Here is an 18,596-nt window from a genome sequence, read left to right on the forward strand (position 1 = left end):
CGTGTTGTTATCTATTTTCTATGGGTGAAATTCAAAAACTAACAATTCTTTTCTCTAATAAGTAATTTTAAATAACCATCATGACTGAATTAGTTATTTGCTAAATCATAATTTTAACGAGCGTATCAACTGAATGAATCAAATTGTGATAAACGAAAAAAATATTATTCGTGGTAAGCACCACCCAGAGTTTTTGCAGGAAGAAGTTTTAACCGATATTTTTGTCCAGACTGCGCAACGCCTCCCTCAAAAGACTGCCCTGATCGAAGCAGAGCAACAGATCAGTTATGCCGAGTTATATCAGCAAGCACTGGTCATGGCACAGCACTTAACCTTGAAGGGGGTTAAAGCGGGAGATATTGTTGGCTTGTGGTTACCGCGAGGAATTGAATTATTAAAATCCCAATTGGCGATCTGCCTTAGTGGCGCTGCATGGTTGCCTTTTGATATGGATACCCCGGCAGACCGGATTGCAGTGTGTCTTGACGATGCTGCGGCAGTCGGCATGATCACCACCGATGAGTGGTATGAACATTTGGCTGAAGTCCCACAAAGCAAGTGGACCAATACCGAATTACAACGCCCACTCGATCAGGCGGTTGAACTCGCCAGAACCACACCTGAGCAACCCGCCTATATTATTTATACCTCAGGTTCGACAGGTAAACCGAAAGGGATTGTCATTACCCAGAAGAATATTTGCCATTTCCTGCGTAGTGAAAACAGTATCCTGGGCATTCAGGAGCAAGACAAGGTCTATCAAGGCTTCTCAGTGGCTTTTGACATGTCTTTTGAGGAAATCTGGCTGTCTTATCTGGTCGGTGCAACATTGTGGATAGCACCTAAATCACTGGTCAGTGATCCAGAACGCCTGTGTAAAACCTTGCAACAGCAACAGATCACGGTTCTACATGCGGTGCCAACATTATTGGCTTTATTCCCGGAAGATGTACCGAATCTGCGCATCATCAATCTGGGTGGAGAAATGTGCCCGGATTCACTGGTCGATCGCTGGGCCTTAGCTCACCACCAAATGTTTAACACCTATGGGCCAACTGAAACCACGGTCTCTGCCAGTCTGGAACTGTTGCAGCGTGGCAAACCAGTGACCATTGGCAAGCCTTTACCCAACTATGGCATGCTGGTCATCAATGCGGAGCGCGAATTGTTGCCGCAAGGAGAAACAGGGGAACTATGTATCTTTGGACCAAGTGTGGCCCCTGGCTATCTCGGACGTCCTGATCTGACCGCAGATAAATTTATTCAGAATCCATGGGCCAGTAACCCTGATGAAGAAAACCTGTATCGCACTGGGGATCTGGCCAAAATCGATGAATTTGGTCAGGTACATTGCTTAGGCCGTGCCGACGATCAGGTTAAAATCCGCGGCTTCCGGGTTGAACTCGGTGAGATTGAAGCTGCGTTATGTGATCTGGATGGCATTGGCACCGCAGCCGTAATTCTACGTGCTGAAGACGGTATTGATCAGTTGATTGCCTTCATTGCTCCTGAAATTGATGCCCAACAGGCCATTGAAATTAAACAGCTGCGTCATCACTCAGTCAGCGCTTGCCACCTTATATGGTGCCGAACCGCTTTGAAGTGATTGAAGAAGTACCACGCTTATTGTCAGGAAAAATTGACCGTAAGGCACTGAAAGCACGTCCATTAACCAGTGTGGTCGATCGGAGCGAATCAGATCAGCCGCAGAATCAGGCCGAAGAAATCTTATTTGGCATACTCAATCGTTTATTTCCAAATATCCCGATTAAATTAGATGCAGACTTCTTTGACGATCTCGGTGGACATTCACTGCTGGCTGCTGTACTGATTTCCAACCTACGCGAGCACCCTGAATACAGTCACCTAACCATTCAAAGCCTGTATCAGGCTCGCAGAGTGGGTGCCATTGCCGCACTGATGCTGGAACAACCTGAAGCATCATTATTCGATAGCCAGCTTGGGCAGGATAATCCACGGAATACCCGCTATAAATGGCTGTGTGGTCTGGCACAATTGGTGACGATTCCAGTGCTGATTTCGATCAACATCTTACAATGGCTGGCTCCGTTCTTTACCTACCATTATTTTACCGGCGGTACCCGAGACACCATTCCATCGGCGATTCTATTGTCATTACTGGTCTATATAACGGTGATTCTTGCCAGCTTTGCGCTGTCGATTACCGTAAAACGGGTGTTATTACTCGGGATACCAGCAGGGCGTTACCCACTCTGGGGAATGACCTATTTCCGTTGGTGGCTGGCGGACCGAATCAGCAGCATTTCACCTGTATATCTCTTATCGGGTTCCACCTTGCTGAATCTCTACCTCAAGGCACTGGGCGCAAAGATTGGCCATGATGTCAACATCAGTTCCGTACATATCCGGATGCCATCTTTATTGACCATTGAAGATGGGGTCAGTATTGGTTCCAATGTCAATCTAGAGAATGCCAAAGTTGAACATGGTCATCTGGTATTGGGCTCAATCCAGCTCAAACAAGACAGTTATGTTGGTTCCTATGCCGTTCTGGAAGAAAATACCGTATTAGAACCCCGTGCTCATGTAAATGCCTTAACTGCGATTGAATATGACACCACAGTGCCAGCAGGGGAAATCTGGGACGGTACACCTGCGAAGAAAATTGGCCATGTTGACAGCCTGGAGCCATTGGCTGCACGCCCAAAACTGTCGTTTATCCGCAAAATCTCAGAATATGCCTACTATGCAATCAGTGCCTTATTCATTGCCTGTATCTTTTTTATCCCGATCTTTCCAAGCTTCCTGTTGGTGGACTGGTTAGATGTCAATATTTTTAATATTGATTCGAACAACCACTTACAGATTGCATTGTACTATTTCATTCTGGCGATTCCAGCCAGTGCGATGATGATGGTAATTACCGCACTGATCTCTTCGGTCTTACGCAAAGTGGCTTTGCCGCGTTTAGAGACTGGCAGCTATGCCATTCATGGTGGTACTTATTACCGTAAATGGTTTGCATCACAGATTCTGGAAACCAGTTTACAAACCCTGCATGGTTTATTCGCCACCATTTACGCACCGACCTGGTTCCGTTTGTTGGGTGCCAAAGTCGGTAAGAACACTGAAATCTCAACAGCAAATGGAGTAATTCCTGAAATGCTGACCTTGGGAGAGGAAAGCTTTATTGCCGATGCCGTGATGTTGGGGGATGAGGAAATCAAGGGTGGCTGGATGACCTTAAAATCGACCCAGATTGGTAACCGCAGCTTTGTGGGGAATAGTGCCTATATCGCGGATGGGACGGTATTACCGGACAATGTGTTGATTGGGGTGCAATCCAAAACACCAGATAACCGAGAAATGTATTCAGGTCAAACCTGGTTTGGTTCTCCACCTTTACTGCTGCCTGCACGTGAAGCCGCAGAACAATATCCAGATCACCTGACCTTTCAGCCGAGTTTCAAACGACGTCTGATGCGTGGTTTGATTGAAGGTCTACGGATCGTATTACCGGCAGCGCTGGCGATTGGTGTGGGTTATATGATCGTATTGGAAATTATCGATGTGATTAATAACTACAATATCGCGACAGGGCTATTGGCCTTGACTTTGGCGGGGTTACTCTATGGAGTGGGCTGCTTTGTGATCGTGGCGTTATTGAAGTGGATTCTAATTGGACGTTACCAACCACGTTCAGCACCGATGTGGACCATGTTTGTCTGGTTAAGTGAAGGGGTGACCAGTTTATATGAAGCGGTTGCCATCCCGAACTTCCTGAACTATCTCAGAGGCACACCAATGTTACCGTTCTTCCTGCGCCTGTTAGGGGTACGTATAGGTAAGGATGTGTATATGGATAGTGCAGATATCACTGAGTTTGACTGTGTTGAGATTGGAGATCGAGCGGAGTTTAACAGTTTCTCTGGTCCACAGACGCACTTATTTGAAGACCGAATCATGAAAATTGGTCAGGTGAAAGTGGGCAATGATGTGGTGGTGAATGCGCGCAGTATTATTTTATATAATGCCAATGTGAGTCATCATGCGGTATTGGGTCCACTGACCCTGGTGATGAAGGGTGAGAACATTCCAGCTAAATCGGCTTGGATTGGTTCACCTGCTGTGCCTTGGAAATATAAGTAATCTATGTTGAAAAAATGATGTTTCTAGACAAGATGAGCTAGGCTAAAGAGATAAGAGGATGAATTCTTCTTATCTCTTTTTATTAAAATGGATTTGAGAAAATTTCTATACGATAAAAATCAATGCAAGGTCTTATAGTTAAAGTCTGGCAGTAAAAATCCTATTAATGATTTTAGGTGGTGGATTATGAATTTATTTCATCGGATTATTCAGGCGTTTAACTGGCACTCACGCCTTGAAGCTGTTCCAGAACGGATGACAGAAAAAGCAATTATTTCAGGTATTCCCAATGCACGCGTTTGGTTTGACCATGATCTGACACCTTTTATTGAAGCGATACTTCGAAATAGTCAGCGCGAGTTAGAATCGCTCAGGCATGTATCTGAAAAATTACCTCCATTATATGCCTTGGCAATCTCGGGCGGAGGTGAAAATGGGGCTTTTGCCGCAGGTGTATTATGTGGACTGACGGCAAGTGGTAAACGGCATGACTTTAAGGTTGTTACAGGGGTAAGTGCGGGTGCATTGATTGCGCCATTTGCTTTTTTAGGCCCAGAATATGATGATATTTTGAGTACAGTCGCGACCTCCGCTGGACCGAATACGATATTTCGATATCGTAATATTGTCATGGGTTTAGTCAAAGATGGTATGGCCAGTAGCGAGCCACTTACCCAGATTGTTGAAAAATACATAACACCTGAAGTTTTAGCTTTGATTGCACAAGAGCATGCCAAAGGTCGGATCTTACAAATTGGAACAACCGATATTGATGCAGGACGTCAATCGATTTGGAATATGGGAGAAATTGCATCGAGCAATGCACCGAATGCAATAGAATTATTTCGTAAAATTATTATTGCATCTACCAGTATTCCTGGAGTGGTTTCACCCGTGATGATTGATGTGGAAGTGGGTGGGAAAAAATATCAGGAAATGCATGTCGATGGTGGGGTGGTCAATCAGGTCTTTTTATATCCTGCCTCACTGAAGAAGCGATTAGAGCAAATCATGGGTCAATCCATCAATCGCGAAGTGCATTTGTATGTCATCCGCAATGGCCGTTTTCGGCCGAGTTGGAATCAGACCAAGAGGAAAACTTTAAGTATTGGTGGACGGGCTATTCGGGCATTGATACAAAATCAAGGCATAAGTGATGTATTGCATCTTTATCAAATTGCAAAGCAAGATCAGGTTGATTTTAATCTTGCTTATATTGATGAGGATTTTAAAGGAGAACATTTAAAACAGTTTGATACCGTTTATATGAGGAAGCTATATGAATATGGCTATCAGTTTGCAGCGACGCAACAACAATGGCATAAAGATTTACCGAATGACATTTTGATGAGATGAATTAAACGATAACGATAAAAAAATATTGGGTTAATTCATCCATGCCGTATTGATCTCATGGACTAAACGTAGGTTGAGCGCTTTTTGCTGTAATTGCCAATTCTCAATCTCAGTCACGGAGGGCTCTTGTTGTCCATCTGAGGCGGCCAAGAAGCGCTTAAAATAATTTTTATAATGATAGGCCGAGATATCACCGGTAATATCTGCAGCGATTAGTCGACCCTGACATGCCTGAATCAAACTTTGTAAATGTTGTTCGAGAAACAGACCTTGATCCCAGTTGGTCATGACCACTTCACTGGAGAGTACGTCTTTATCAATGGATAAATAAATCGGGCTATCCTGATGGCTTATTTCGGCTAAGAAACTAGCGAGCAGGTCATCTGGATGGTTGAAATTATGCCAAACACCTTTAGCACCGATAAAGCGTGTCCATGAAGCATTTTTTTGTAAGCTCCAATAATGCAATTTACCTTTGCGTAACGGGGACCAATGGTTCTCCCAAGCATGTTGCCAGCCAATGTCATTCGAATGAATTCCAATAACATCGATACGTGCAATATGGGGCAATTGGCTTGCCCAGTACACCCATGAACCACAATGAATACCAAACGGATAGCGCATGTTATCTGGGTGATTATCACAGACAATGAGATGAATGGGTCTGGTTATGACTTGTCTTGCAAGTAACAGTTGAGTGATGTGATGATAATCGCCACTTCCCATCAGCAGACATCCAAATTGTGTGGGAAGGTGTTGGTTGAGATAGTTGCCTAAGGCTTGAAATTGATTCCATTTACAGCCAAATCGAATCATTTCCTGCCACGTACTGAGGTCTAGACGTAATGCACCTTCAAATTCACCAGCGGAGTCATCGAAATTTAATACAATCGGTCTTCTGTTATCCGTCAGCGTCATAATTATTGTTCCTGTTTGCTGTGCCAGTGATGATCTGCTTCAAAAATGGGCCGCAATTTTTTTAGAATAAACCGTAAGATTGGGGAGTGCACCCATACCAAATGTCGGGTAAAGGTAAATTGAGCACCTAACTGAGCTTTCACTTCGGGGTCTGTCCAGCCAGCAATGTAGAACTTTAAATCATGCTTCAGTGCATAATCTAAATTCACAAACCAGCTGATGAAATATAAATTGTAATTTGTGGCCAAGGGATAATTTAGGCCAATATATTTATCCACCAGATTGCCTTGGTATTCATAACACAGATTGTAACCAACAAGCTGTGTGTCAGCCCAATACAAAAACACTTTGCCGCCGCTGTTCTGGTCTTGCAAAATCTGATCAAAGAATTCGGCGCTGAGTAAGTCAAAATGTATGTCGCTTTGATGATAAACCGCGAGATAAAGTTGGTAGAGCTGTGCTCTAAACTCATTATCATTGAACTGTATATCGCCCGTGGACAATTGTTCGACATTGAGTTCATCCAAGCTTTTTAATTTTCTCTTTAAATTTTTACGGCGGCTGCGAGAAAGTCTGGAAAGATAATCTTCACGGCTGCTAAAGTCGATTGGTACATAGGCCAAAGCTTGTCCTTCAACAGAGAGAAATCCTCGCTGTTCAGCGTCTTGAATAAAGTGGTGGTTATAAGTATTTTCAGCCTCGCTCAATAAAGGTGAGCTTAAAGGCAGGTCTTTAATGATTCCTAATTTGATTTTTTGGTCATTGTTTTTAAGAAAACTTGTGATGGGTTCTACAGAGAGCTGATTCGGCAGTGGGCTGTATTCAGTCACGGTTGTGCCGATAAAACAGGTCTTCAGATGCAGAAGTTTGCCCCATAGTTTATAACCAGGTAATGCTTTAACTTTTTTATGAACATCGGTATCTAGCGTCGTCAATAAGTCAAAGTCGGTATAAAAGTACGGTAGAAAGTGCTGAGGAGAATGAACCTGAAAACTGATGGGTGGATGCTGTAAAAAAGCATCCACCACGGCCTGAGGTTCTAACTGATTCAGGTTTTTGTCCATAAGTTGATTTTATAATTCCCGTTTTGCACGAACCAAGAGTTGTTCAAGCAAGACCATGGCTTGCTCAATTTCAGCACGTGAGATTTCGAGTGACGGTGCGAATGTGATCACATTCTTGTAATAACCGCCCACATCCAGAACGAGACCACATTGTTGTCCCTGATATTCAAGCGTACCAGAAAGTCCGATATCGACCATCTTGTCCAATAATTCCTTATTTGGCGTAAAGCCATCAGCTTGGCAAATTTCAGCACGTAGCGCGAGACCAAGTCCGTCTACATCACCAATTTCAGGGTGACGTGATTGCAGGTCTTTGAGTCCTTCTAGGAAATAGGCACCACTTTCCATGATCTGCTTTTCATAATCCTTTTCAGCCAACATATTCATCACTTCTAGGCCAACCGCAGTACCAAGTGGGTTAGATGCGAAGGTTGAATGTGTTGAGCCAACAGGGAATACGTCTGGGTTAATCATTTCTTCCTTGGCCCAAATCCCTGCAAGCGGGTTTAATCCATTGGTCAGTGCTTTACCAAATGCAACGACGTCAGGCGTAATATCAAAATGTTCAAATGACCATAATTTACCAGTACGGTAGAAGCCCATTTGGATTTCGTCTACAACCAGCAAAATACCGTGATCATCAAGGACTTTCTTTAAGCCTTTATAGAAATTTTTCGGTGGAATTACATAACCACCCGTACCCTGAATCGTTTCGATATAGAACGCGGCGAATTCACTTTCACGAACTTTTGGATCCCATACTCCGTGGTATTCATTTTCAAAAAGACGTGCGAACTCAGCAACTAACTTATCTGCATATTCTTCTGGTGTCATGCCTTTCGGGCGACGGAAAGGATATGGGAATGGGATGAATTGCGCTCTTTCACCAAAATGACCATAACGACGGCGATAACGATAACTTGAGGTAATCGACGATGCACCTAAGGTACGACCATGATAGCCTCCCTCGAAAGCAAACATTCGGCTTTTACCTTTGCAAAAGTTTCGAACAAGTTTTAGTGAATCTTCAATTGCCTGCGAGCCACCGACATTGTAATGAACTCGGCCTTCTACACCGGTCTTCTTGAACATGTCTTCAGCAATGACCTTACTCAGTTCAATTTTGGTTGGATGCAAGTATTGGCTGGCAATTTGAGGCAGTTTATGAATTTGATTGATTAATGCTTGATCTAAACGTGGATTTTTATAGCCAAAATTGACTGCTGAATACCACATTTGTAAATCTAAATAGGGAACGTTTTGATCATCGAAGATATAACTACCCTGACAATCGGTAAAGATTTTAGGTGGGTTAACATAATGTACGGTATCACCATGTGAACAATACTTTGCTTCATCTGCTAAAAGCTGTGCCTCATTCAGTGGAACGCTGTCATCGAAATTCTTTGCAGAAGCAGGTTCATGCGTGAATTTATGATTATTGTTCATACTTGTTTCCTTTGTGGTTGGTGTTTTCAGTATGTATGGTTTAAATACAGAGGCTGAGTGAATGGGGTGATAGATTTAAAAGTTATAGGTGATCCCGAAGGCAGGGGTGATATCTGTCCGTCGTTTAATCATCGGGCTTTTAAATTGTTCATTTGAGAGATAGTTGAATTCCACTGAGCTGAAAGCATTCCAGTGTTTAGACATTTCATAGTTAGCGGCAAAACTGACAAAGGGAAATACACTTTGGCCAGGTTGATAGGCTGAAATACCACTACGTTTGGACTCAGTTTCACTTACACCGTAGTAGTACTGATTGTATTGCGCGTTATTCCATTGAAAGCCCAATTCAGGATAGAAGGACCAATTGCCTTGATCAAATTCGGCCAGATAGGAACCTCGAAACAGGGTTCCTTTACTGCGCGATAAAGCATCTGTAGCCAAGCGTGCCTTAAATCCACCATAGGGGGTAATCCGCATGTAGCTTCCACCCGCCATAACTGACCATTTGCGTTTATCCAGTGAATGAAGTTCACCACTTGGGTCGTAGGAATTACTGTCATAGTGAACATTGAGGCGTAATTGGTTGTGATCATCCTTAAACAAATAGACGCCTGCATCGTCGCCTTCAATATAAAATTGATCATTATCATAGAAAAAAACAGGCAGTACACTCTGATAGGTTCTGTGACCTTTATACGCTTGGAAGTTTACCGAATAGTTAAAACCCATGGTTAAATCTGGTAACTCAGTGTCTTTCGCATAAGCTGGATAGTAAAAGCAGATATTGCTAGTTACTATTGCTATGGTCATTTTTTTCAATGGTTTAAGCATATTCAGTCTTTGTATATTGATGCATGACATCGTGATCTATGAAATATTTTTTTAATATAAAAGTTGATTCTTACATAAATCTTAATGAAAAATTAAAACAAGCTTTATTTTGTATTTTTTGTGAAGTTTTATGGATTTTAAGCTGGTAAACATGCTTCCCAATAAAAACAATGCTTGAATTGCAGATATTTGTTTGATTTAATCTATTGATTGTCATTAGTTTATTTTTCATTTCAGTATGGCTTTGGGGTCTTAGAATAACTTGTTATTTAGAGCAATTCGATGAAGTGCTAGAATAATATAACATTTTATTCACACAGTTTTGGTATAAATTGAGAATATTTATAATTAAAGAAATTTTAAGATTTCGGGCCTAAAGTTAGCATGTAATTTTTATAAAAAGATTTTTAAATTATCCATATGAGGCATCTTATGTTCATGGTCAACCAGCATTACGATACAGACCACACTGTACCCTGCCATATTTTATGTGACTTTGATGGAACAATTAGTTTAAAAGATACGACTGATCACTTGTTAGAGACATTTGCTAGACCAGGCTGGCAAGATATTGAGGATGAATGGGTTGCTGGAAAAATTGGTTCTAAAGTTTGTATGCAAAAACAAATTGCCTTGCTGGATGTTTCCATTGATGAGTTATATGAATGCCTAGATCATATTGAAATTGATTTAGGATTTCTGGAATTAGTCAAGATTACAGCACAATATAAAATTCCTTTAACAATCGTGAGTGATGGGCTTGATCTGGTTATTCGTCATATTTTAAAACGCTATCGTTTAGACCATTTACCCATCATTGCCAATCATTTGGCTCAGTTAGATGAGCGAAGCTGGCAGCTCGAGTTTCCCAATGAGAAGTTGAGTTGTATCAGCCAAAGTGGCACTTGTAAGTGTAGTGTTGCACAACAGTATCCGAAGCAGCATATCATCTTAATTGGTGATGGTCGTTCAGATTTCTGTCTTGCCGCTCAGGCGGATTATGTTTTTGCAAAAAAATCATTGATACAGCACTGTAAAGATCATCATATTTCTCATACGACTTTTGAGAATTTCGAAGAAATTTATCATCCTTTGGCTAAACTGCTGAATAGTGATTTAGGGCAGGATAACTCTGTTATGGTGATAACATGATAAAAGATCATTCATTTTTTCTCTCAGGCAACCGCACGGGCATTTTACTGATTCATGGATTGACTGGAACGCCGAATGAGATGAGAGGGATTGCACGAACATTTCATCAAGCGGGTTATAGTGTATCTGGTGTTCAATTGGCTGGGCATTGTGGTGATGTGCAAGATCTGGTGAATAGTCGTTGGGAGGATTGGTTTGCGAGTGTAACTGCAGCGGCAGAAAAGTTAAAACAGCATACCGATGAAATTTTTGTTGCAGGGTTATCGATGGGAGCGTTATTGGCACTAAAATACGCCTCGGTCTATCCTGTCGCAGGCGTCATTGGTTATAGTCCTACGTTTCAATACGATGGCTGGAGTATTCCATTATGGTCAAAATTGTTGGCGCCGATTGTATTGCCGAGTGTGCATTATCTCAATATTTGTCGCAACAATACCTTTGATGAAGCTGAACCATATGGCATTAAAAATAAGGTCTTGCGTTCTCGTATTGTTCAGGCAATGAATAGTGGGGAAAGCGGAGAGGCTGGCTTACCTGGAAATCCTTGGCATTCGCTGTTTCAGCTACAACGTTTGTCGCGCAATGTCCGTAAAAACTTGACAAATATTACTGCCCCGTGTCTTTTATTACATGCCTATGATGATGATATTTCTCATCGTAACAATAGCCAATTGGTTTATGACAAAGTCAAGGGACCTAAACGTTTAGTCTGGCTATATAATAGTTATCACATGATTACGATTGATAATGATCGCAAGCAAGTGATTGAAGAGTCTCTGCATTTCATTCAACAATACCAGCGTCGGCACAATAGTGCACCTAAATCGCATTCAACCTCACAAGAATTCACTACCCCCCCGATTAAGGTGGGGCTGCTTGTATGAATGCAATTGTATTTGGCGTATGGATGTTAACTATTTTAATTGATACGGTTGGGCAGTTGGCGTTTAAGGCCGCTGCTCATGAAAGCAAAACCAATCAAGGGCTTGATCATTGGTGGTTCATGTTCAAGCGTCCGTGGTTATGGCTCGGTATTTTTTGTTATATCTTTGAATTTGTGGTTTGGCTGGCTTTTCTTTCATTGGTTCCACTCTCCATCGGCGTTATGCTGGGCTGCATTAATATTGTGGTAATTATGCTTGCTGGGCGATTATTCTTTAAAGAAAAACTGACCCGAAATCGATTAATTGGTGTGGTGTTGATTGCATTAGGTGTCACCATTGTTGGGGTTGGTGCATGAAAAAGTTTTATATTATTGGCTTTCTGGTACTGATGCTGTTTGATACTTTAGCGCAGATCAGTTTTAAATTTGCGTCTGTTCATGCGATGCCTTTAACTTTTGATTGGGCATGGTTGGTTCGTGTATTTAGTCATCCTTGGATTTATGGTGCGTTCATTGGATATCTGGGGGCTTTCTTTATCTGGATGAATTTACTTAAACATGCCCCCATTGGTCCAGCTTTTGCTGCATCACATTTAGAATTAATTAGTGTGATGTTTTTGTCTATCTGGTTATTCAATGAGCCACTTACATTCACCAAAGTTGCAGGTGCCATTCTGATTTTTGCTGGAGTCTGTTTTCTAGCTAAAGATGAAGAGAGTCATAGCCAAGAAGCTGATCTCAGCAAAGAGGTTGAGAGTTAATGACTCGACCCACGGGTTGTTGATAGAACGTCATATACAAAGAAATTGCGCAAACGAATTCATAAGTTCGTCATAACCCTATGAAATAATCTGTTTTCTAAGCTAAATTTATTCAATGATAGATAGAAAAGTTGTATGACGGATGAGTTGTTTGTTGATTTTGAGAAGTCAAAGATCATAGAAAAAAATGAACATGGTTTATTGGAAGGGTATCACTTCTATTTGTTTATGGATGATCGGGCTGACGAATATATCAGTCGATTGAATTACATCAAAAAAAATATTCCTGAAACCGAGTATCTATCCTACGGCGCCGTAAATATCGACCAATTGATCATGAAGCTAGCAGAATTGTATAAGTACAAAAAATGAAGCAATGCTTTAGAGGATACGCTTAGAGCAGAACAGGGCACTAGTTTTCTTTAAACGTCTCATTCAACGCTTGTTGTACGGCATCGACTCTGGTTTTGCAGGCTTTGTAAGCTGCCATCGACTCTTCAACAATCTTCATGAGATTATCAATATCAGGCTCGTCCTGTGCTTCTAACAGCTCGGCATTCTTTTTTAACAGCTGGTAACCTTCTTGAAAGCTTAACTCTTTTTTACTCATGATGAATTACCTCACTGACATTGGCATGGATGTAGCCATCTTGCATTTCGATGGAGACAGTCGATGTCACTTGATCGACCGAGCGAATCGCTTTGTTTTCACTACGAATAATGCCATAGCCTTTGGCCAAAACATTCTTCGGATTTTGTAATAGGGTTTCCCGCATTAACGCTTCAATTTGCGTCGAAGCCAGCTTTAGTTTTTGACGGGCAAAATATTGTAGGGTTGATTTAACCACATCAAGCTGCATATGGCTGGTCATGATTTGATTCTGAGCCAGTGTCTTGATGACATTCATGAGCTGATCATTTTGACTTTGATAGGCGGTTATCTGATGTTGTGAGAGTAATTTAATGGTCTGTAGATGATCGATGACATCTTGTGAGCGCTCACTGATCAGATTGCGAATACCTGCGATGACCTTACTGGGGGTATCGAAGGAACGATGTGCAATTTCATCTAAAATGGTACGATCTTTTTCATGGCCGATTCCCACCCAAATCGGCACTTTACGTTTACACAGTAGGGCAGCAAGATCGTAGTCATTTAAGTAAGCCAGATCATTCACAGCACCACCTCCGCGAATAATCACAATAAGATCAGGAGGTAAGCTAAATGTTTTTGCCCATTGACGTAGTCCTGAGCTTAATGACTCCATAATACTGTGTGCGGCCGTATTGCCCTGAAAAGTCGCGTTATGGTAAACAAAATGGCATACACCAGCTTGATCTAAAGCATCGGCATCTTTTTTGAAATCGCCCAATCCTGCTGCATTTTCTGGTGCAATGACCAGTACATTTTCAAGATCAAAAGGTGTCGGAAGTGCTTTATTCAAATGAAGCAAACCTTCACTGCTTAATCGGGCAAGAATCTGCTGGTAGCGTTTCGCAATATCGCCCAAGGTAAAGCTTGAGTCGATGTCTTCGATATTGACTGAGAAACCGTATTGCGGATCAAAGCGAGCTTTGATTTTTATTAACACATTTAAGTCTTTTGAGAGTTCTATGCCACTTTCACGCTCAAATTTGAGCACCATTTTAGCTGCAGTAAATTTCCAAATCGTGGCTTTACAGCTTGCGATGACCTTGTCTGTGTCTTGTTCTTTTTCAGCGAGCTCAAGGTAATAATGACCAGCTTTGATATTTAAATTTCGAATTTCTGCTTTGACCCAGACTGGCTCATCAAAAGCCACGCGTATGACTTCCTGTATCGTCGATAAGTAATCGCTTAGAGAGAGTTGCAGATCAGACATGGGATCAAGTGATAACAGAGATATGCCTATAGTAGCAAATTGAGTAAGCTGATAACAAATCAGGCCTATTATGTCGGAATTTATGATTGAGATGGGGGAAGGCATCTACAGCTTTTACTGTTGAGTGCTGTAGATGCGAATGATTGATTATCCTTAAAGTGATTTATTCCATTTCAAGACTTTAAATAATCCAAACATAAACATGATCCAGACTGGAATTAAAATGACGGATTCTTTAAAGCCTTGTGTCCACATGATGTATAAAATCATGACAATAAAGGCGAGAACCAGATAGTTACTAAACGGCGAGAACAATGCTGGAAATTTAACGGCCGTACCTTCTAGTCGAACTGCACGTTTAAATTTTAAGTGGGTAAAGCTAATAATGGCCCAGTTTAAGACCAAGGCTGCAACGGCCATGTACATCAGGTGACTTAATGCCTGTTCTGGAACAAAATAGTTCAGCAATACACAGCCAAAAATAAGCACAGAAGAAAAAATTACCGCTGGTATAGGCACACCCTGTTTGCTGACTTTGGCAAAAATCTTAGGTGCATTACCCTGTACAGCAAGTCCAAACAGCATACGGCTATTGGCATACATACCACTGTTATAAACCGAGAGTGCGGCGGTTAAAATAATGAAATTCAGTAAATGTGCGGCCCAATCAATGCCCAATTGACTGAAAATCATCACGAAAGGGCTTTTATCCAAGCCACCTAAATCCAGTTGATTCCATGGAATCAATGACATGATGATGGCAAGGGACGCTACGTAGAATACCAGAATTCGGAAAATCACCTGATTAATCGCTTGCGGAATACTTTTTTCTGGGTTTTCTGCTTCAGCTGCGGTCATCCCGATCAACTCAATGCCGCCAAAGGCAAACATCAAGAACGCCAGCATATAAAACAGACCAGAAAAGCCATGTGGAAAGAATCCGCCGTGTTGCCATAAATTGGTAAAGCTTGCAGTGGAATCTGCACCGGCAGTCAGTAGTAGGTACAAACCGAACAAAATCATTGAAATCACTGCAACGACTTTAATAATAGCTAACCAGAATTCGGATTCACCATAAAATTTCACATTGCCGAGGTTTAGGCAGGTGACGAAGATGAAGAAAAATAAGGTCGAAACCCAAGCAGGAATGTGTGGCCACCAATAATGGATGTATTTGGCAATTGCTGTCAGCTCAGTCATTGCCACTAAAATATAAACTACCCAGTAGTTCCAGCCCGATAAAAATCCTGCAAACCTTCCCCAATATTTTTGTGAGAAATAACTGAAAGAACCCGCGACAGGTTCTTCTACGATCATTTCACCCATTTGACGCATAATTAAAAATGCAATTAAACCGACAATGGCATAGCCTAAGATAATCGAAGGGCCAGCCGATTGGATTACTTGAGCAGAACCTAAAAACAGTCCAGTACCCACAGCACCACCCATCGCGATTAGGTGGATATGACGATTTTTAAGCCCACGTTTTAATTGGGGAGAGGTGTTATTCAAGATAGGATGCGCTGAATATAAAAAGCTGGGGCCATTGTAAAGGATTGATTCGGGATCGCCTAGTTTGAAAATGAGATTAACGAAGACATTATGTGAGCAATTCAATGAAATAACTCTCTGAATGCTCTGGATGATTTATTGTCTTAAGTCTCTCAAGATTCAATTTGATCTTTAACTACTTACAAGACAATCAACCCTTAACTCGTCTTAACAGGGTGGAGGTAAAATAGAGTTTAAAGGTTCAATTTACATTTTTTATGATGTGCTCTGTCTATTCATTCAAAAGCCTCTGACTCCTAACTTAAATAGGGTGATCATAAGATCGGAGACAGAGGTAGCAGGGTATTGATCATATTTTTTGTTTCGTTAATGAGAAATCAATCAAGATGACCCATCTTTCACCGAGGTAGTTAAGTTGGTTGTTGGGAATCTTTTGAATCGGTGACACGTAATGGCATACAGAGGAGTGATGCATCGCAAAACTGTCTAAAATATTCTTTAAAGTGAAGTGGGTATAAATATTCTCAGCACTTACATCTTCTAAGCGTTTGTTCTTTTCGCTTGGGCTGGCAATGTAATTTTCTCCGCCAGTAATGTTGCTGCTTCGGTAGAACAGATGGGCAAAGGTAAATGGCTTACCATCCTGATGGAAACTATCAGGCATATTGATCCCTAAGTACTGTACATCTGAAGTCAATTTAACGAAATGTATGCCGACATAGATCGGCAGATAATATTCTTTTAAACCGAACGTAAGCGCATAGTCCTCAGTAATTAGTTGATTTAGATAGTGGGACAGCTTTACATTTTGGCTCAGTGCATTGAAATAGCGAATCGAATCTTGCCCAGATGTATTATTTCCCTGATCATATCCTGAGAGTTCCTGACCATCTTCAGACAAGGTTGTGGGTAACCAAATTGGTCTGATCTGTTTTTCCCAAGGGAGGATTAAGGCATTGCCATAGCGGATAAAGCGATGATTCTCAGCTGCTGAAAAGGGATCTTGTTCTAAAGCTTTGAATTCTCTTGCAATGGTTATTTTTGACTCAATATCGATGTCCGATGCTTTATATTGAATAAAGCCATTTTGCCGCAAATTCTCTTTGAGTGTTGAAAATTTAAAATCGTAGGTGAAAGGTGATTGATAACTTGAAAGTATGTCTTTAATTGCTAGATTTTCTTCTACTAACATGAGCGGACCTTTTATCAACTTGGGTATTTAATAGTCTAGATAGAGTATTTAAAATTTATTAAATCCAAATATAATTATTATTAATAATCATATGTTTTAATATAACAAACGGTTAATTTTATATGAAATACATGAGCTTGCTTGAACGTTAGGTTTTTAATAATTCTCTCAAAATATGTCGGAAGTTTTGGGGTTTGTTTTTATTTTTATTGAATGTATTTATCTGTTTTCTATGTAGGGAATATTTTATTTAGGTTATCTGGTGATTTTATCTTATTTTAATCATTTATTTAGGTATCTATTGATTAGGTTAAGGTTTGTTTTTCGATATTTATAGCGTAGTACAGTTTTCCCGTGCTATTTCAAATTTTTAATAATTTTTAGCTGATATCATTTTAATAACATAGACGCGTTCTTTGCGTTGTAAATAGCCATGCACATGTATCTTGTTTCACGAAAGCTTTTAAGCATTTGAATTAGATCAATATCGAATCATTATAATTTCTGCAAAGCTTAGCAAATAATAATATTTCATGTGAAATTTCAATCAGCATAGACTCATCCAAAGATAAGTAACAACAACGTATTTATCAAAAGAATCAATTTTTCATTCGGATGTTTTCTTTGGATTGGCAGTATATACAGAGTGTGCTGCCGCAGTTCTATGCGGCCACCCTCATGACCTTAAAAATCTCCTGTATTGGTATCGTGTTATCTATTTTACTTGGGCTGATCTGTAGTGTGATTAGCACCTATCAGGTTCGGGTATTGAATAAAATTGTCAAAGAAGGCGTGATTCATCAGGCTTATGAAAAAACCTTAAAGCCGGTCTATGGCGATGGTATTCCTGCTAAAGATCTAATTATTGAATAATCAGTAGTACTGAAGACAAAGGCGAAGCGAGATTAAATCTTGCTTCGCTTTTTATTGCTGGGGGTTTACTTAGCTTACAAAGTACAGACAGTGATCAGAAAATCGGGCCCTTGGAATGAATAAAACAAAGGGAATAGATCAAATGCAAAGTACAGAAATAGATTTTATTGTCAAAGATACCATGGCTGCCTTGGCGTTTTATGAGCGGGTTTTTGAGGTTGAAAGAATCGAAGTCGGTGATTTTGTGCTTGGACAAAATAGTGTGATTATCAGTATTCATGGTGTCCATTTTCATATGCTGGATGAAAACCCAGATTTCCAATTATTGGCGCCTACTCCAGAGAGCTATATTCCACTCTGGTTTAACATTACCGTCATGGATATTGAAAAGACTTTGCAGCAGGCTGTGGATGCAGGTGCCGCACTGGTTCAGGCGGTACAACATATGCCTAAAATGGGCATTAAAAATGCCATGTTTAAAGACCCTTTTGGCTATATGTGGTTATTACATCAGGTGCTCGAAGTGGTGGACTATGAAACACGGGCTCAGTTATTGGCGCAACAAGGCTTTCAGCGTAAATCCAGTTAGAACAAATCAGTCAAATAAATGTG

At 40.9% G+C, this 18,596-nt stretch carries 15 protein-coding genes and 3 pseudogenes; 10 read left to right on the plus strand and 8 right to left on the minus strand.

Translation table 11 applies throughout. The features are described from left to right. Positions 1-133: 133 nt before the first annotated feature. A pseudogene (gene posA / locus NQU59_RS10380) lies at positions 134-4,131 on the plus strand (delta-poly-L-ornithine synthetase PosA). A 186-nt stretch (positions 4,132-4,317) separates the two neighbouring features. Next, positions 4,318-5,487 carry a patatin-like phospholipase family protein gene (locus NQU59_RS10385; RefSeq protein WP_257063347.1) on the plus strand — a complete coding sequence of 390 codons (1,170 nt, stop codon included), beginning with the start codon at positions 4,318-4,320 and terminating at the stop codon, positions 5,485-5,487. Positions 5,488-5,517: 30 nt separating this feature from the next. Here NQU59_RS10385 and NQU59_RS10390 read toward each other — a convergent pair whose 3' ends face one another. From NQU59_RS10390 to NQU59_RS10405, 4 genes are all read right to left on the minus strand, one after another. Continuing rightward, complete coding sequence (locus NQU59_RS10390; RefSeq protein WP_257063348.1) at positions 5,518-6,405, minus strand: arginase family protein; 888 nt, start codon at positions 6,403-6,405, stop codon at positions 5,518-5,520. A 2-nt stretch (positions 6,406-6,407) separates the two neighbouring features. After that, positions 6,408-7,469, minus strand: coding sequence for a GNAT family N-acetyltransferase (locus tag NQU59_RS10395; RefSeq protein ID WP_257063349.1), 1,062 nt, complete (start codon positions 7,467-7,469; stop codon positions 6,408-6,410). A 9-nt stretch (positions 7,470-7,478) separates the two neighbouring features. Further along, entirely contained in the window at positions 7,479-8,918 is a 1,440-nt protein-coding gene (locus NQU59_RS10400) for an aspartate aminotransferase family protein (protein WP_081408431.1), read from the minus strand. A 75-nt stretch (positions 8,919-8,993) separates the two neighbouring features. Further along, on the minus strand, positions 8,994-9,749 hold the full coding sequence (locus NQU59_RS10405) for a MipA/OmpV family protein (protein ID WP_043970334.1): 756 nt from the start codon (positions 9,747-9,749) through the stop codon (positions 8,994-8,996). A 432-nt stretch (positions 9,750-10,181) separates the two neighbouring features. Between NQU59_RS10405 and NQU59_RS10410 the strand changes: the two genes are divergently transcribed. The 5 genes from NQU59_RS10410 (at position 10,182) to NQU59_RS10430 (ending at position 12,917) form a co-directional block, all read left to right on the plus strand. Next, positions 10,182-10,901, plus strand: a complete 720-nt coding sequence (locus NQU59_RS10410) for an MtnX-like HAD-IB family phosphatase (RefSeq protein WP_096911243.1) — start codon at positions 10,182-10,184, stop codon at positions 10,899-10,901. Further along, positions 10,898-11,785: an alpha/beta hydrolase gene (locus NQU59_RS10415; RefSeq protein ID WP_043970330.1), complete on the plus strand. Its 888-nt coding sequence runs from the start codon at positions 10,898-10,900 to the stop codon at positions 11,783-11,785. The genes NQU59_RS10410 and NQU59_RS10415 overlap by 4 nt, the downstream gene beginning before the upstream one ends. Next, a complete protein-coding gene (locus tag NQU59_RS10420; RefSeq protein WP_043970328.1) occupies positions 11,782-12,141 on the plus strand; it encodes an EamA family transporter in 360 nt (119 codons plus the stop codon). The genes NQU59_RS10415 and NQU59_RS10420 overlap by 4 nt, the downstream gene beginning before the upstream one ends. Beyond that, positions 12,138-12,545, plus strand: coding sequence for a DMT family transporter (locus NQU59_RS10425; protein ID WP_043970325.1), 408 nt, complete (start codon positions 12,138-12,140; stop codon positions 12,543-12,545). The genes NQU59_RS10420 and NQU59_RS10425 overlap by 4 nt, the downstream gene beginning before the upstream one ends. 135 nt (positions 12,546-12,680) lie before the next feature. After that, the gene (locus NQU59_RS10430) at positions 12,681-12,917 is read left to right on the plus strand and encodes a hypothetical protein (RefSeq protein ID WP_111828259.1); all 237 of its coding nucleotides are present in this window, start codon (positions 12,681-12,683) and stop codon (positions 12,915-12,917) included. 40 nt (positions 12,918-12,957) lie between these two features. On the opposite strand, the gene xseB is transcribed toward NQU59_RS10430, so the two are convergent. The 4 genes from xseB to NQU59_RS10450 form a co-directional block, all read right to left on the minus strand. Then, complete coding sequence (gene xseB, locus NQU59_RS10435) at positions 12,958-13,155, minus strand: exodeoxyribonuclease VII small subunit (RefSeq protein WP_005271643.1); 198 nt, start codon at positions 13,153-13,155, stop codon at positions 12,958-12,960. Continuing rightward, the gene (xseA, locus tag NQU59_RS10440; protein ID WP_043970322.1) at positions 13,148-14,407 is read right to left on the minus strand and encodes an exodeoxyribonuclease VII large subunit; all 1,260 of its coding nucleotides are present in this window, start codon (positions 14,405-14,407) and stop codon (positions 13,148-13,150) included. The genes xseB and xseA overlap by 8 nt, the downstream gene beginning before the upstream one ends. A 153-nt stretch (positions 14,408-14,560) precedes the next feature. Further along, positions 14,561-15,919, minus strand: coding sequence for an amino acid permease (locus NQU59_RS10445; protein WP_257063355.1), 1,359 nt, complete (start codon positions 15,917-15,919; stop codon positions 14,561-14,563). Between the two features lie 349 nt (positions 15,920-16,268). Continuing rightward, positions 16,269-17,111 carry a 2OG-Fe dioxygenase family protein gene (locus NQU59_RS10450; RefSeq protein ID WP_257063356.1) on the minus strand — a complete coding sequence of 281 codons (843 nt, stop codon included), beginning with the start codon at positions 17,109-17,111 and terminating at the stop codon, positions 16,269-16,271. A 615-nt stretch (positions 17,112-17,726) separates the two neighbouring features. Between NQU59_RS10450 and NQU59_RS10455 the strand changes: the two are divergent. The 3 genes and pseudogenes from NQU59_RS10455 to NQU59_RS10465 all read left to right on the plus strand — a co-directional run. Further along, positions 17,727-17,897, plus strand: a pseudogene (locus NQU59_RS10455) (amino acid ABC transporter permease); the annotation flags it as partial. Continuing rightward, positions 17,880-17,984 (plus strand): annotated as a pseudogene (locus NQU59_RS10460) (ABC transporter substrate-binding protein); the annotation flags it as partial. The pseudogenes NQU59_RS10455 and NQU59_RS10460, both read left to right, overlap by 18 nt. Before the next feature lie 142 nt (positions 17,985-18,126). Further along, entirely contained in the window at positions 18,127-18,573 is a 447-nt protein-coding gene (locus NQU59_RS10465) for a VOC family protein (RefSeq protein ID WP_257063357.1), read from the plus strand. The last annotated feature ends 23 nt before the right edge of the window (positions 18,574-18,596 follow it).

This window comes from Acinetobacter colistiniresistens (assembly GCF_024582815.1).
Lineage (GTDB): Bacteria > Pseudomonadota > Gammaproteobacteria > Pseudomonadales > Moraxellaceae > Acinetobacter.

Bases quoted from the DNA above. Each gene is read 5' to 3' on its own strand.
- NQU59_RS10385 (WP_257063347.1), top strand. From the start codon at position 4,318: ATGAATTTATTTCATCGGATTATTCAGGCGTTTAACTGGCACTCACGC.
- NQU59_RS10390 (WP_257063348.1), bottom strand. From the start codon at position 6,405: ATGACGCTGACGGATAACAGAAGACCGATTGTATTAAATTTCGATGAC.
- NQU59_RS10395 (WP_257063349.1), bottom strand. From the start codon at position 7,469: ATGGACAAAAACCTGAATCAGTTAGAACCTCAGGCCGTGGTGGATGCT.
- NQU59_RS10400 (WP_081408431.1), bottom strand. From the start codon at position 8,918: ATGAACAATAATCATAAATTCACGCATGAACCTGCTTCTGCAAAGAAT.
- NQU59_RS10405 (WP_043970334.1), bottom strand. From the start codon at position 9,749: ATGCTTAAACCATTGAAAAAAATGACCATAGCAATAGTAACTAGCAAT.
- NQU59_RS10410 (WP_096911243.1), top strand. From the start codon at position 10,182: ATGTTCATGGTCAACCAGCATTACGATACAGACCACACTGTACCCTGC.
- NQU59_RS10415 (WP_043970330.1), top strand. From the start codon at position 10,898: ATGATAAAAGATCATTCATTTTTTCTCTCAGGCAACCGCACGGGCATT.
- NQU59_RS10420 (WP_043970328.1), top strand. From the start codon at position 11,782: ATGAATGCAATTGTATTTGGCGTATGGATGTTAACTATTTTAATTGAT.
- NQU59_RS10425 (WP_043970325.1), top strand. From the start codon at position 12,138: ATGAAAAAGTTTTATATTATTGGCTTTCTGGTACTGATGCTGTTTGAT.
- NQU59_RS10430 (WP_111828259.1), top strand. From the start codon at position 12,681: ATGACGGATGAGTTGTTTGTTGATTTTGAGAAGTCAAAGATCATAGAA.
- xseB (WP_005271643.1), bottom strand. From the start codon at position 13,155: ATGAGTAAAAAAGAGTTAAGCTTTCAAGAAGGTTACCAGCTGTTAAAA.
- xseA (WP_043970322.1), bottom strand. From the start codon at position 14,407: ATGTCTGATCTGCAACTCTCTCTAAGCGATTACTTATCGACGATACAG.
- NQU59_RS10450 (WP_257063356.1), bottom strand. From the start codon at position 17,111: ATGTTAGTAGAAGAAAATCTAGCAATTAAAGACATACTTTCAAGTTAT.
- NQU59_RS10465 (WP_257063357.1), top strand. From the start codon at position 18,127: ATGCAAAGTACAGAAATAGATTTTATTGTCAAAGATACCATGGCTGCC.